Source organism: Mesorhizobium sp. M0802 (genome assembly GCF_040320115.1).
Lineage (GTDB): Bacteria > Pseudomonadota > Alphaproteobacteria > Rhizobiales > Rhizobiaceae > Mesorhizobium.
Map to the genome: position 1 here is coordinate 234,314 of NZ_JAMYOY010000001.1, position 14,700 is coordinate 249,013.

The window sequence follows — 14,700 nt, forward strand, 5'->3', positions numbered from 1 at the left end:
ATGGGCGTCGAACAGGCACCGACCGCGAAGGGCAAGCAGGCGGCCGAGGGTTTGAGGCAGGCAGCGGCAAAGGACGAACGCAAGACCGAGGTCGAAACCGGTCGGCCGCTGAAGAAGGGCGCCGCGCGTTTCGAGGAACGCTCCAAAAGCTCGGATGGCAGGAGCGCCGGCACCAAGCAGAAGAGCTGAGTTCTGTTCGCAAGCGGCAACCTGCCGCTCATTCCTCGGTGTCCTGCACCCAACTGCGCGGATGGCCGTCGACGCGGAACTGGAATATGAAATAGGGCGGAATGCAGGAGCCCTTGCCAGGCTTGGCTGCGGCCAGATCGTCGTAGCCGGCGGTGCAGATATAGTCCTCGCGGCAGGGATGCGCCTTGTCGCAGGCGCGCAGGCCGGCGGTCTTGGTGAATTCCTTGGTGCAGAATTTGTGGTCCTTGCCCGACGCGATGCAGTCGTTGAAACCGGTCTTGGCGAGGCGGCCGCAAGTCGCCTCGTCGGGAAGCTTGTCGCAGCTTGCCTTGCGCAGCATGCCCCCGGGAAAGCCACCGGTCTTCTGCTCGGGGTTGTCGTAGCGTTGGCGCGCCGCGCCATAGCCGGCGAGCTTGATTACCGGCTTCTTGTCGCGCGCCGGATCGATGGCGCAGGCTTTTGCGGTGGCCGGCGACAGGCGGCAATATTTGTCGCTGCCCCAGCTCGATATCTTAATCTCGCCGAACTCGACGGGGTCGCCGACTGCGGTGGCCGCCTCGCTGACGCAGGTGCCGAAGCCCGGATGGATGTCGCTTTCATGGACGCCGGCGCAGCGCAGGCTTTCGCCGCAGCTCCAGTCCTTGAAGCTGGCATCCTTGCCGCTGTAGCAGATCGAGCCCCAGCCATTGTAGAGATCGGTGCCTTTCAGCGCTTCGGCGAGTTTGGCGTCCGGACGGGCGGCGAAGCCGCGTGAGAAATCCGGATGGCCGCCGGCGGCGAAGTCCTCGACGATGGCGCGGCGGCGAGGCAGGTCGGCGAAGAACACCGCCGAGCCGGGGACGAAGACGGCGTTGCGGCGCGGCTCGCTGGCCGGATCGGCGCCGGTGTAATGGAAGCCGGCAATGCCGTGCGTCTGGTGGCAGCCGGTGCAGGTCATTTCGTTGAGACGCAGATTGAAGCCGGCCACCGATTTCACGCTGCGCAGCTCGTTGCCCTTGGCGACATAGTCCTGCAGTGCCTTGTCGATGTCGGCATCGTCGAGCAGCCCATAGGCGATGTTGTTTTGCGATCTGGCCATGCCGCCGGGTGCGACCGAGACGGCGCTGGTCGCCAGGAATTTGTCGTCGATGACCAGCCGGCCGCGGTCGAGATCGTAGATGTTGCGGTCGGTGAGCAGCCATTTGGCGAAGGCCGGCCGGTCGGCCAGAACCACTTTCCGGTCGATCTGGTTCTCCATCTTCGATTCCTGGAAGGTGGACGTCGTTGGGTCCCATTTGAAAATCTTGAGGAGATATTCGGCGTGGCCACCGAAGTCGCGGCGGCTCGAGGCCGACAGCCGGAGAACCTGCATGTTCAGCTCAAGCCGCATGATCTGCGACGAATTCAGCATGGCGTTGGAGAGCGGCCCTTCGTCGGAGCGCAGCCAGGCTGCCAGTTGCTCGGGCGCAAGGTTCTTCTGGCCGGCGGCGAGCCAGCGCTTGGCGATTTCGGCACAGGAAACGGCGGTGGCGCTTGGACGGTCTCTCGAAGCGCGGGGGCGAGCCTCGCCGGGCCTGGCGTTGAAGACCAGACTCATGGTCAGCGGCAGCCGCGACGAGATGCGTTGCGCTGTCTTTCCCTTCGTGGGCTTCTCCGCCACCGAATAGTGGAAGCGGTAGATCAGCCTGATCTCGCCGCATTCGGTGTGGCCGAGATAGCCGCGGTCCATGCGGTTGACGACGCCGGTCAGGTCGAGCGTCGAGCCGTCATCGTCGATGTATTTCGGGTTGAATTTCTGGCTGGTGTCCTTCGACTTGACCATGGCCGCGACGTAAGGATCGGGGCTATTGGCAGGCTCGTCGGCGATCTCCTGCTTGACGGCGTTGCGCACAGGGGTCAGCGCGCGCACCGAAAACAGGCCCCGATTGTCGACCTCGCGCGTGAGACCCAGCGCCGGGCCGAGCAGGCGGCTGATCGAGAGGCCGCCACGCTCAAGCGCCTGCAATGTCTCGGGATCGGTCACGGCGACGCTGGAATCGAGCGTCACGGCGCGCGCCGGCAACGGGCCGAGGCATAGCACCACGGCCAGCAGCAGAAATCGACCGATCGTCCGCAAGTCCCCGACACCCCCGTTCGAACCGGATGCTACAGCGCGCATGCCGCCTCGACCAGAGTGCGAACGCGATGCCGCCGCCACGAAAAATACTGTGACTTGGCGCAACCATTGCGATAATTGTCTGTTGGGTCGGACTGGGCCACGACAATCGGCCAGGCCAGCCGAAAATTTGCATACGGGGAGTTGCCATGCTCTGGAAGGGCCGCCGTCAGAGTGACAATGTCGAGGACGAGCGCAGCGACAGTGGCGGCGGTGGTGGTTTCGGCGGCGGCAGCCCTGGCCAGTTCCGCATCCCGATCGGCGGCCGCACCGGCGGCGGCGGCAGCATCCTGCTGGTTGTCCTCGTGGTGCTGGCCGGATGGTATTTCGGCTTCGACCCGTCGCAGATCCTGGGCAGCGGCGACGGCGGCGGCGTGCTGCCGGGTGGCGGTGGCCAGATTACCGACAACAGCGGCGGCCAGGACGACGGCGCCGGCACGCCTGCTTCCGACGAGATGAAGCAGTTCGTGGCGACCGTGCTGGCCGAGACCGAAGAGACCTGGACCGGCATCTTCCAGTCGCAGGGCCTGAAATACGAGGACCCGAAGCTTGTGCTGTTCAGCGGCCAGATCCGCTCGGCCTGCGGCTCCGCCTCGACGGCAGCCGGACCGTTCTATTGTCCCGGCGACCACAAGGTCTACCTCGACACCACCTTCTTCCAGCAGCTCGACCAGCAGTTCGGCGCCTCGGGGGATTTCGCCCAAGCCTATGTGATCGCTCATGAAGTCGGTCACCATGTGCAGAACCTCACCGGCATCCTGCCCAAGTTCAACCAGATGCGGCAGTCGATGGGTGAGGCGGAAGCCAACCAGATGTCGGTGCGCATCGAGCTGCAGGCCGACTGCTTCGCCGGCGTTTGGGCGCATTTCACCGCGCAGAAGGGCATTCTGGAACAGGGCGACATCGAAGAGGCGCTCAACGCCGCCAAGCAGATCGGCGACGATACGCTGCAGAAGAAGATGCAGGGCTATGTCGTGCCGGAAAGCTTCAACCACGGGACGTCGCAGCAGCGGCAGACCTGGCTTGCGCGCGGCTACAAGAGCGGCAAGCTGTCGGACTGCAACACGCTGACCGGTCCGGTTTGAGGCGCTCGCAAGTTCCAGCCGACTCGGTCCAAAGCGCATCCGTCGGCGGGCCGATTCACCACCGGCAACAGATGTCAGGAGGAGAACGCCTGAGGCGTTCTCCTATTGTTCCAAAGTGGCGCCTCGCCTATAACGGGCGCCCGCCCAAGGGCGGTCTCAGGGAGCAGACGCCATTATGATCGACCCCAAAACCGCCAGGCGGGGCCTTGCGCTCGTCTTCACCACGCTGCTGCTCGACATTATCGGCTTCGGCATGATCATGCCGGTGTTGCCGGCCTTTCTCAGGGAGCTTTCCGGCGTCGGCATCAGCGAAGCGGCGATCGAAGGCGGCTGGCTGTTCTTCGTCTATGCGGCGATGCAGTTCTTCTTCGCGCCAATCATGGGTGGATTGAGCGACCGCTTCGGGCGGCGGCCGATCCTGCTTGCCTCGGTGCTTACATTCTCGATCGACAATCTGATCTGCGCCATCGCCTGGTCCTATCCGATGCTGTTCATCGGCCGCGTGCTGGCCGGCATTTCGGGCGCCAGCTATTCGACGACGTCGGCCTTCATTGCCGACATCTCGAACGATGACAACCGGGCGAAGAATTTCGGTCTGCTCGGCATCGCCTTCGGCGTCGGCTTCGTCATTGGGCCGGTGCTGGGCGGGCTGCTCGGCACGTTCGGGCCGCGAGTGCCGTTTTACTTTGCCGCCGGGCTTGCCTTCGTGAACTTCCTCATCGCCATGTTCTTCCTGCCTGAAACGCTCGATGAAAAGCACCGCCGCCGCTTCGAGTGGAAACGCGCCAACCCGGTCGGCACGCTGCTGCAGATGCGCCAATATCAGGGCATCGGCTGGATCGGGCTCGCCTTCTTCCTGATGACGCTCGGCCACATGATGTATCCGGCGGTGTGGTCGTTCGTGTCCAATTATCGTTATGGCTGGAGCGAGCAGCAGATCGGCTTCTCGCTCGGCGCCTTCGGCCTGTGTGGGGCGATCGTCATGGCGACGGTGCTGCCGCGCGTGATCCCCAAACTTGGCGAGTGGAAGACGGCGGTGATCGGCCTGACATTTACGGCGGCCAGCGCCTTCGGCTACGCCTTCGCCTCGCAAGGCTGGATGATCTATGCGGTGATCGTCGTCGGCTGCCTGGAAGCACTGGCCGATCCGCCGCTGAGAAGCCTCGCCGCCGCCAAGGTGCCGCCATCGGCGCAAGGCGAATTGCAGGGCGCGATGACGTCGATCTTCTCGATCACCTCGATCATCACGCCGCTGCTCTACACCGCGATCTTTTCCTGGTTCACCGGACCGAATGCGCCCGTAGTGTTCGGCGGCGCCCCCTATCTGGTTGGCGCGTGCTTCCTGACGCTTGCCGTCATTGTCTTTGTGACGAAAGTTGCGAGGCCGACGGCGGTGAGAAGCGTTGCCACCGGCGCTGCGGAAGATGGAGCCCAGATATGAGCCATGACAGCCGCATAGAGCTGACCAAGGACGGTTTGTCGCTGTCGCGGCTGGTGTTCGGCGCCTGGCGCCTGCTCGACAGCGCCGCGCGCCCGGACGCCGACCAGATCGCGCGGCTGATCGGCACTGCGGTCGATCTCGGCCTTACCAGCTTCGACCATGCCGATATTTACGGGCATTACCAGGTGGAAGCTGCCTTTGGCGCCGGCTTGTCGCGCTGGAAGGGCAAGCGCGACAGCATCGAGCTGATCTCGAAATGCGACATCATTCTGGCATCGGCCAACCGGCCTCAGAACCGGCTGAAGCATTACGACACCAGTGCGGCCCACATTGCCGCCTCGGTCGACCGTTCGCTCGCCAATCTCGGCACCGACTATCTCGACCTGTTGCTGCTGCACCGGCCGGATCCGCTGATGGATGCCGACGAGACGGCGGCGGCCCTTGCCGGGCTGGTCAAGTCGGGCAAGGTGAGAGCGGTCGGGGTCTCCAATTACACGCCGTCGCAGTTCGACCTTCTGGCTTCGCGGCTGCCGTTTGCCTTGGCCACCAACCAGATCGAGATGTCGGTGCTGAAAACCAATGCGCTGGTGGATGGCAGCCTCGATCACGCGCAACGCCTCGGCTATGCGCCGATGATCTGGTCGCCGCTCGGCGGCGGCTTGCTGTTCACCGGCAAGGAAGGGCGCGAGGCGCGGGTCAGGGCGGCAATCGCGGCGGTGGCTGCCGAGATCGGCGCCGGCGATCTCGCCGCCGTCGCCATCGCCTGGCTGCTGCGTCATCCGGCGCGGCTGGCGCCGGTGCTCGGCACGATGAAGCCCGAGCGGCTGGCCGTCATGGTCAAGGCGCTGGAGATCGACCTCGGCCGCCAGCAATGGTTCGCCATACTGGAGGCCAGCGAAGGTCGGCCGGTGGCGTAAGGTCACCCAGGCGCGAACTTCGAACCCGCCATAGGTGTGTGCTTCGTCCCTTAATGCGGCGCGCAAGCGAAGCGATGAGGAGGGCTTGGGCTCACGGGATTGCCGTCGGCGCTCTCGAAGCCTTCGTCGCTTCGAGCCGTCACAAACAGACCGGTGACCGGTTTATTCCATTGACCAAGACAAGGGCAATCGCGCCGCGTTTGTAACTCCGGCTATTCGGAGCATCACGATCTGGGCAACGGCTAGACGAAGACCTGTAAAATCAAACCCGTTCGGCCAGCAGTTCCTCGCCGCGCTTTTCGCGGATCAGGTTGACGAAGCGGCGGAACAGATAGTGCGAGTCCTGCGGGCCGGGCGAGGCCTCGGGGTGGTGCTGGACCGAGAACACCGGACGTCCGGTCAGCGCGATGCCGCAGTTCGAGCCATCGAACAGCGAGACATGGGTTTCCTCGACGCCCTCGGGCAAGGAGTCGGCATCGACGGCAAAGCCGTGGTTCATCGAGACGATCTCGACCTTGCCGGTGGTATGATCCTTGACCGGGTGGTTGGCGCCGTGATGGCCCTGGTGCATCTTGGCGGTCTTGCCGCCGAGCGCCAGGGCCAGCATCTGGTGGCCGAGGCAGATGCCGAACACCGGAATATCGGTCTTGAGCAGGTCCTGGATGACCGGCACCGCGTAGTCGCCGGTGGCTTCCGGGTCGCCGGGGCCGTTGGAGAGGAAGATGCCGTCGGGCTGCATGGCCAGGATTTCTTCCGAACCGGTACCGGCCGGAACCACGGTGACCTTGGCGCCGAGGCCGGAAAGCAGGCGAAGGATGTTACGCTTGACGCCGTAGTCGATGGCGACGACGTGCATCGACGGCTCGGCCTGTTCGCCAAAGCCTTCGTTCCACACCCAGGGCGTTCCACGCCAGACCGAGGACTGGCCGGAGGTGACTTCCTTGGCGAGGTCAAGCCCGATCAGGCCCGACCAGGCGGCGGCCCGCCGCTTCAAATCGTCGAGGTCGAAGATGCCGTCGGGCGCGTGCGCAATGACGGCATTGGGCATGCCCTTTTCGCGGATCAGCGCGGTCAGCGCCCGGGTGTCGATGCCCGACAGCGCGACGATGCCGCGCTTCTTCAGCCACTGGTCCAGCCCGGTGCCGGCGCGGTAGTTGGACGGGTTGGTGACATCGGCCTTGAACACCGCGCCGACGGCGCCGGCACGGGCGACCGGGTTCAAGTCCTCGATGTCCTCGTCATTGGTGCCGATGTTGCCGATATGCGGGAAGGTGAAGGTGACGATCTGGCCGGCATAGGACGGGTCGGTGAGAATTTCCTGGTAGCCGGTGAGCGCGGTGTTGAAGCAGACTTCGGCAACGGCGGAACCGGTGGCGCCGAGGCCGCGACCCTCGATGACGGTGCCGTCGGCCAGCACCAGAAGGGCGGTCGGCTTTTCGGTTGCCCAAGGCGGGGTCAGTCCGGGGGTCATCTCGGCCATGGCGACGCTCCTGTCACGCTGCGCGCTTCGATGGCGGGCCATCTGCGCAGCAAACGGCGCGGCCGATCTCTCGAGCCTGCGCGCATCAATTCTTTGTCTTGTGCAAGGCCGAGTACATAGGGGAAGGCGCCAGAGCGGTCAATGATGCCCGTGCCAAAAACGGCGAGCATTTGTTTCGTCGAACAATATCAGAGGCTTGGCGTGTTTGCTTTACGAGTTCGCCACCGTTATTGTCCGCACCGTTCGAAGGAGAAAGCATCATGCGCGCAAAAATCGCCGAATCCCTGAAGAGCGCGATGAAGGCGCAGGACAAGCACCGGCTGCCGACACTGCGGCTCATCCAGGCCGCCATTCACGACCGCGACATAGCCAATCGCGGCTCGGCCAAGGACCCCGCCAGCGACGAGGAGATCCTGCAGATCCTGGCCAAAATGGTGAAGCAGCGCGAGGAATCGGCCAAGGCGTTCGAGGACGGCAAGCGCCCGGAACTGGCGGCGCAGGAGCGTGGCGAGATGGAGATCATCCGCGGCTTCCTGCCGACGCAGTTGGACGAGGCGGCGGTGACTGCAGCGGCGCGCGAAGCGATCACTGCTACCGGTGCGACCAGCCAGAAGGACATGGGCAAGGTGATCGCTGTGCTGAAGCAGAAATATGCCGGCCAGATGGATTTCGGCAAGGCTAGCGGCATCGTCAAAGGCCTGCTGCAGTAGGAGCCGACACCACTTCAATGGCGAAGGAGAGCAGGGGCATTACCTCTGGGCAAGAAACGGTCCGCACCGGCTTAAGCGAGCAAGCCTTGACCTGCCGGAGAGACCCACCATGATCGAAATCGTCAAACCCACGCTCGAACATCTGCCCTCCTACAAGGCGGCGCTCGAGCGTGGCTGGTCGCCGGACAATGTCCGGCTGATGGAAGCGACGCGCGAGCAACTTGCGGCGATCGACGAGGATCCCGCGGCGTTCCTTGCCAGCCTCGACGATCCCGAGGCCAAAGGAGGCCCGATTACCTTGCCGGACGGCACGACCGTGCCGCGGCTGCCGGGCTTCCGGCGCTGGATCTGGGACGGCGAGGCCGCCGGCTCGATCGGCTTTCGCTGGCAGCCGGGTACGGCCGCGCTGCCGTCGCATGTGCTCGGCCATATCGGCTATGCCGTGGTGCCGTGGAAGCGCGGACGAGGCTATGCGACCGAGGCGCTGCGGCTGATGCTGGACGAGGCGAGGGCTGTTGGTTTGCCATATGTCGAGATCACCACCGACCTCGACAATCCGGCCTCGCAGAAGGTGGTGCTGGCCAATGGCGGCCGTGTGGTCGGTCCGTTCATCAAGGACGCCGCGTATGGCGGCGCCGAGAGTTTGTTGTTCCGGATCGATTTGTAGTCCGACGCTATTCGGCCGCTGCCGGCAGCGGCGGCGCTGCCCGGCTGCGCCCCTCCCAGATGTAGGAGGCAAGTGCCACCACCACCGCCACCAGCATGGCGGCAGCGCCCACAACCGGCAGGCTGCGATAGCCGTAGCCGGCATTGAGCATGGCAGCGCCCAGCGACGCGGCGAGCGCGATGCCGACATTGAAGCCGGAGGGGATGAGCGAGGAGGCGAGGTTGGAGGCGTCCGCCGTCCAGGCCAGGATGCGGGTCTGGATCGGCGTGCCTATGGCGAAGTTGAGGCCACCCCAGATAACGATGGCGATGACCATCGGCACGGGGTAGGGGCTGACGGCATAGATCACGCCCAACATCACCGCCTGCAGCGCAAGCATGGTGATCAGCGACGGCATCAGCTTCCAATCGGAAAGCTTGCCGCCGAGAAACACACCGACGGTGGCGCCGACGCCGTTGAGCAGCAGCACCCAGGGGATCAGGCTCTCGTCGAGATGGGTCACCTCAAGCAGTGTCGGGGTGATGTAGGTGAACAGGCCGAACTGGCCGATCATCAACGTCAGCATCAGGATCAGCGAGGTCCAGACTTGCTGGCGCGCCAGCACGCGAAACTCGCTGCCAAGACTGGCGGATGGCCTTGATGCGCCTGTCGTGCGCGGCAAAAGCGCAGCCATGGCGGCGAACGCCACCACGCCCAGCGCGCACATCACCCAGAAGGTGGCGCGCCAGCCCCAGAGATTGCCGATTGCGGTGCCGGCCGGCACGCCGATGACATTGGATACGGTGAGGCCGGAGAGGATCACAGCCACGGCCATGCCGCGCTTGTCCTCGGGCACGAGGCCGACAGCCACCACCATGGCGACGCCGAAATAGGCGCCGTGTGCGACGGCGACCGCAATGCGCAAGAGCAGCATCGAGGTAAAATCGGGCGCCGCCGCGCAAGCGGCCTGGCCGATGGTGAAGGCGACGGTCAGGCAAAGCAGTAGCGTCTTGCGGGAAATGCCCTTGGTGGCGAGCGCCAGCAATGGCCCACCAACGGCGATGCCGCCGGCATAGCCGGAGACGAGATAGCCGGAAGTCGGGATCGAAACGCCAAGGCCGTCGGCCACTTGCGGCAATACACCGGCGATGACGAATTCGGTGGTGCCGAAAGCAAAGGCGGCAATGAACAGGGCAATGAGCGGGAGCATGGCGGAAGCGATCCTCGGATAAGGTCGCCTCAAACCATGGATGGGGTTCGTGGGCAATGCAGAAATTATCGACGCCGCTTTAGGTTTTCTTGATCAGCTTGCCTTCAACCGCGACCCACCGAGCAACCCGCGCTCTTCCAGCACCGGGTAGGCCATCGACGCCAGCAGCGAGTTGATCTGCTTCAGGTCGCGGATGGTGTCGAGGTGGATGGAACTTGTTTCGACGCTCTTGGCGGTGCCGTCGCGCAGGCGCACGAAATGGCTGGCGCTGGTTTCCTTTTCGCGGTCGCGCAGCCGGTCCTTTTCCAGCACCAGCTGGCGGGCGGTCTCAGGGTCGCGCGACACCAGCACGTTGAAAGCAAGCCTGGCATTGGCCAGCACCGAGGTGTGAAAGGCGAGCAGCTCGCTCCAGCCCTCGGGCGTGAACTCCAGCCCGCGCTCGAACTTCTTCTTCACATGCACCAGCATGTTGCGCACGATGATGTCGCCGACCTGCTCGAGCTTGACGCAGGCGCCTATCAGCTCCTGGCAGCGCAGCGCCTCGTCCTCTGTGAGCGAGTTCCTGGTCAATTTGGCCAGATAGAGCTTGATCGCCGCGTGCTTCCTGTCGACGCGGTCGTCAAGGGCGGCCAGCGCCTTGATCTTGTCGCCGTCGGCGCTTTCATACAGCTCGATGATGCGCTTGAGCATGATCTCGACCGTCTCGCAGACGCGCACCACCTCGCGGGTGGCGTTGGCCAGCGCCTGGCTCGGAACGTCGAGCGCGCCGTCGTTGAGGGCGGAGAGTTCGACCACATCGAGCTCTGTAGCAGGCGCCGGCTTGGTGCCCATTGCGACGATCTTCTCAGAGGCACGATAGATCAGGCTGGCAAGCGGCAGGCCGGCGAGCAGGATCAGCACATTGAACAGGATGTGGGCGTTGACGATCTGGTCGGGCACGGTGGCGCCGAGGAAGGCGACCGGTGGCTTCAGCGTCATGAACAGGATCAGCATCACCAGCGAGCCCATGCCGCGCATCAACAGATTGCCGATCGGCACGACGCGCACGCCAGGTTCGGCACTTCGGGTGAGCAGCGGCGCGATGATCGACGAGCCGAGATTGACGCCGAGCACCAGCACGATGCCGAGTTCGGGCGGGATGAAGCCGCGGCCGGCCAGCGTGACCATCAAAAGCACGGCGGCGATCGAGGAGTGGAACAGCCAGGTGACGAGCGCGGCGAGCAGATAGGCGGTGACGTAGTCGCTGGAGAAATATTCGATGATGAGCGGCATCAGCGTGCTCTGGCGCAGCGGCTCCGAGGCCTGGCCGATCATCTCCAGCGACAGTACCAGAAGGCCGATGCCGACCAGGATGCGGCCGAACTGGCGCCAGTCGCGCCGCTCGGTGGCCATGAACATGACCGTGCCGGCGACGAGGCAGATCGGCACCAGCAGAGTCAGATCGAAGGTCAAGAGCTTGACCACCAGCGCCGAGCCGATCTCGGCGCCGCGCACAGCCAATTGGCCCGACATGCCCGAGACGATGCCGGCGCCGGCGAAGGAGCCGACGAGAAGCGTGACGGCGGTCGAGCTCTGCAGCGCGATGGACAGGCCGCAGCCGGCCAAAACCGCCATGATCGGATTGCGCATGGTGGAGCGCAGCCGGTGACGCAGCACGTCGCCATAGGCGCGCTCGACGCCTGTCTTGACCATGCGGGTGGCAAACAACATCAGCGCCACCGCGCCCGCCAGATGCAGCAGGACGACGGAGCCGCTCATTTCGAAACCCGCACGCAGACAGGGACCGCGACGCGGAGGGCGCGCAGTGCAGGGAGGAAAACGGGGCTGCGAATCATGGTCATGACAGTCTTGAACAATATCCCGGAATATTTTAGCCGGGTAATAAAATCTTGTCGATTTCAAGAGCCGTCGCGGCGCGACAGGGCGTGTCGGAAAATGGACGGATGCGCAAATGGTTGCATGGCGGATCCCTGGTGATGGCAGCGGATCGTCCCGGTTTGCCGGACTCCCGGCAATCGCCTTTGCGATGATGTTCAAATATCCAGGATAAGCACCGGATTTCATTACGTAAATGTAATGCTAGTGTTCAGTTTCGGTTCATCCTTCGGGCGCTATTCCCTAGGCATCGACAACCAAGGAGCCCCGCTATGAAACGTATTGTTCTTTCCGCCCTCGCTTTCTCGATGCTGGCCGCCACTTCGCTTACCGGCCAGGCCGCACCGGTGAACGCACCGGTCGCACCGCAGTCGAATTACACGCAGGTCGACTGGCAGAGGCCCGGCAAGCATGTCGATGTCAGGAAGCGCGTCGTGAAGAAGACGGTGGTCGTCAAGCGCAGCCATTGGCGCAATGGCCGGAAATATTCCAGCTGGAAGCGGCACCAGCCGATCCGCGATTATGGCCGCTATGGCCTGCATCGCCCCGGCCGCGGCCAGGAATGGATCCGCGTCGGCAACGACTATGTGCTGGTCAGCGTCCTGTCCGGCATCATCTTCGGCGCCATTGCCGCGCATTAAGCCCGGCCTCGCCGGCGCAATGCAGAGACTTGAAAGGAGGCGGCCCGAAACGGCCGCCTTTCTTTTGGCTGTAGAAACCGGGCTTTTTGGCTGTGGAAACCGGGTATGGTCCGCAATAAGGGTCGTCGGATTCCGCGCGCATGATTATATGAGGGACAAACGAGTTCCCCAATGCGCTTTCCGCCCGCCTTTCTCGATGAGATACGCGACCGTGTGCCGATTTCATCGGTCATCGGCCAGCGCGTCGCATGGGACAGGAAGAAGACCAACGCCTCGCGCGGCGACTATTGGGCCTGTTGTCCGTTCCATGGCGAAAAGAGCCCCTCCTTCCACTGCGAGGACAAGAAGGGCCGCTATCACTGTTTCGGCTGTTCGGTGTCGGGCGATCATTTCAAGTTCCTGACCGAGCTCGACGGATTAAGCTTTCCCGAAGCGGTCGAGAAGATCGCCGACATGGCCGGCGTGCCGATGCCGGTGCGCGACGAGCGGGAAGAACAGCGTGAGAAGGAACGCGCCAGTCTGACCGACGTCATGGAGATGGCGACTGCCTTCTTCCAGGAGCGGCTGCAAGGACCGGAGGGTGCAAAAGCCCGCGCCTATCTCAGGGATCGCGGGCTGACGCCGGCGACGCAGCAATCGTTCCGGCTGGGCTTTGCGCCCGACAGCCGCAATGCGCTGAAGGAACATCTTGCCGCCAAGGGTGTGCCCAAGGCCGACATCGAGGCCTGCGGGCTGGTGCGTCATGGCGACGACATCCCGGTCTCCTATGACTGGTTCCGCGATCGCATCATGTTCCCGATCCCGGATTCGCGCGGCAAGATCATCGCCTTCGGCGGCCGGGCACTGGCGCCCGATGCGCTGGCCAAATACATGAATTCCCCCGACACCGAGCTCTTTCACAAGGGCAATGTGCTCTACAATTTCGCCCGCGCCCGCAAAGCGCTGGCAAAAGGCGGCACGGTGATTGCCGTCGAAGGCTATATGGACGTGATCGCGCTGGCGCAGGCCGGCTTCGAGAACGCCGTGGCGCCGCTCGGCACCGCGCTCACCGAAAACCAGCTCGAACTTCTGTGGCGCATGGCGCCTGAGCCGATGCTGTGCTTCGACGGCGACCAGGCCGGGCTGAAGGCGGCGTGGCGCGCCGCGGATCTCGCGCTGCCGTCGGTGCAGGCCGGGCGGTCGGTGCGCTTTGCGCTGTTGCCGGAGGGCAAGGATCCCGACGATCTGGTCAAGGCAGAAGGGCCGGACGCGTTTCGTGCCGTGCTGGCGGAAGCGCGGCCTCTCGCTGATTTGTTGTGGATGCGTGAGACATCCGGTGGCGTCTTCGACACGCCGGAGCGGCGGGCGGGGCTGACAAAGACGCTGCGCGAACTGACCAGCCGCATCCGCGATGAGAGCCAGCGCTACCACTACCAGCAGTGGATGCGCGAGCGGGAGCTGACCTTCTTCAGCGCCCAGCGCGAAGTGCGGCAAGGTCGCCAGGACTGGAAACCGGGGCAGGGCAAAACGCCCGCACCCGGCGGACAGTTCGCCAAAGGCAGCGGGGCAGGCGCGCGCGCCGCGATCACCGAAAGCCTCGGCCGCTCCGCCATGGTCAAACGCGGTGGCGAGATGATGTCGGTGCGCGAGGCGACGATCATCGTAGCCCTCGTCAACCATCCGGCGCTGATCGACGAGAACTTCGCCCATGTCGAGTTCCTCGATCTCGCCAACACCGATCTGCAGCGGCTGCACGCCGCCATCCTCGATGCGATGGCGCACGACATGGCCAATGACCGTAGCGCGGTGATCGCCACCATCGAACGTGCCGGCTGCAGCGATATCTGGGGGCGCGCCGTGGCGCTCATCCAACGGGCCAGGCAATGGCCCGCGCTGGAAACCGCAGCGCTTGACGATGCCCGCGACGCCTTCAACCAGGCGCTGCACTTGCAGCGCAGCGCGCGCACCTTACATAAGGAACTGAAACAGGCGGAAGCAGCGCTCGCCAGCGATCCCACTGACGAAAACTACCGGCACCTCATCGAGATTCAGGCGCAATTCCGTGATGTACAAGCAACGGAAGCGCTGATCGAAGGGTTCGGTGTATCCTCGGGCAGGGGTGGGCGCGTCTAGGTCGAAACCTGCGCAAGAATGAATGTTGTACGTGCTGCGCGTCGAATCGACGCCTCTAAGTCGGGTAATTGATTCGCTTTTTTGATGCGAATCATGCGAGAGGCGCTTGACCTTCTGGCAGAATGACGGAATCAGGACGATTCGAAACCTTAACCCGCGCCGGCGTCGATGGAAATGCACTGACGCGAGGTGCTGATCACTGGACAGGCTGACAGCCTGCCACAGATATCAGGGTTAATCTGGACTTAATGCATATCGCC

Annotated in this window: 12 protein-coding genes; 8 read left to right on the forward strand and 4 right to left on the reverse strand. The window is 64.0% G+C overall.

Going from position 1 to position 14,700, the window contains the following annotated elements; genetic code table 11:
• Positions 1 to 189: a hypothetical protein gene (locus NKI10_RS01175; RefSeq protein WP_352858083.1), complete on the forward strand. Its 189-nt coding sequence runs from the start codon at positions 1 to 3 to the stop codon at positions 187 to 189.
• A 28-nt stretch (positions 190 to 217) separates the two neighbouring features.
• Here the strand turns inward: NKI10_RS01175 and NKI10_RS01180 are convergent, their stop codons facing one another.
• Positions 218 to 2,284, reverse strand: coding sequence for a hypothetical protein (locus NKI10_RS01180; RefSeq protein ID WP_352858086.1), 2,067 nt, complete (start codon positions 2,282 to 2,284; stop codon positions 218 to 220).
• Positions 2,285 to 2,472: 188 nt separating this feature from the next.
• Between NKI10_RS01180 and ypfJ the strand changes: the two genes are divergently transcribed.
• The 3 genes from ypfJ to NKI10_RS01195 all read left to right on the forward strand — a co-directional run bounded on the left by ypfJ (position 2,473) and on the right by NKI10_RS01195 (position 5,766).
• Positions 2,473 to 3,408: a KPN_02809 family neutral zinc metallopeptidase gene (gene ypfJ / locus NKI10_RS01185; protein WP_023672436.1), complete on the forward strand. Its 936-nt coding sequence runs from the start codon at positions 2,473 to 2,475 to the stop codon at positions 3,406 to 3,408.
• Between the two features lie 175 nt (positions 3,409 to 3,583).
• A complete protein-coding gene (locus NKI10_RS01190; RefSeq protein WP_023713902.1) occupies positions 3,584 to 4,849 on the forward strand; it encodes a TCR/Tet family MFS transporter in 1,266 nt (421 codons plus the stop codon).
• On the forward strand, positions 4,846 to 5,766 hold the full coding sequence (locus tag NKI10_RS01195) for an aldo/keto reductase (RefSeq protein WP_023713901.1): 921 nt from the start codon (positions 4,846 to 4,848) through the stop codon (positions 5,764 to 5,766). The genes NKI10_RS01190 and NKI10_RS01195 overlap by 4 nt, the downstream gene beginning before the upstream one ends.
• Positions 5,767 to 6,028: 262 nt before the next feature.
• On the opposite strand, the gene carA is transcribed toward NKI10_RS01195, so the two are convergent.
• Entirely contained in the window at positions 6,029 to 7,246 is a 1,218-nt protein-coding gene (gene carA, locus NKI10_RS01200) for a glutamine-hydrolyzing carbamoyl-phosphate synthase small subunit (protein ID WP_031197557.1), read from the reverse strand.
• Positions 7,247 to 7,506: 260 nt separating this feature from the next.
• Between carA and NKI10_RS01205 the strand changes: the two genes are divergently transcribed.
• Positions 7,507 to 7,956, forward strand: coding sequence for a GatB/YqeY domain-containing protein (locus NKI10_RS01205; RefSeq protein ID WP_031197556.1), 450 nt, complete (start codon positions 7,507 to 7,509; stop codon positions 7,954 to 7,956).
• 109 nt (positions 7,957 to 8,065) lie between these two features.
• A complete protein-coding gene (locus NKI10_RS01210; RefSeq protein ID WP_023683792.1) occupies positions 8,066 to 8,623 on the forward strand; it encodes a GNAT family N-acetyltransferase in 558 nt (185 codons plus the stop codon).
• 7 nt (positions 8,624 to 8,630) lie between these two features.
• Here NKI10_RS01210 and NKI10_RS01215 read toward each other — a convergent pair whose 3' ends face one another.
• Entirely contained in the window at positions 8,631 to 9,812 is a 1,182-nt protein-coding gene (locus NKI10_RS01215) for an MFS transporter (protein ID WP_023713899.1), read from the reverse strand.
• Positions 9,813 to 9,905: 93 nt separating this feature from the next.
• Positions 9,906 to 11,570: a Na/Pi cotransporter family protein gene (locus NKI10_RS01220; protein ID WP_023672443.1), complete on the reverse strand. Its 1,665-nt coding sequence runs from the start codon at positions 11,568 to 11,570 to the stop codon at positions 9,906 to 9,908.
• 389 nt (positions 11,571 to 11,959) lie between these two features.
• On the opposite strand from NKI10_RS01220, the gene NKI10_RS01225 reads away from it, so the two are divergent.
• Both NKI10_RS01225 and dnaG read left to right on the forward strand, forming a co-directional pair.
• Positions 11,960 to 12,328, forward strand: coding sequence for an RcnB family protein (locus NKI10_RS01225; RefSeq protein ID WP_023683794.1), 369 nt, complete (start codon positions 11,960 to 11,962; stop codon positions 12,326 to 12,328).
• Between the two features lie 171 nt (positions 12,329 to 12,499).
• Positions 12,500 to 14,440 (forward strand): DNA primase, encoded by a 1,941-nt coding sequence (dnaG, locus tag NKI10_RS01230; RefSeq protein ID WP_023683795.1) that lies wholly within the window; start codon positions 12,500 to 12,502, stop codon positions 14,438 to 14,440.
• Positions 14,441 to 14,700 lie beyond the last annotated feature (260 nt).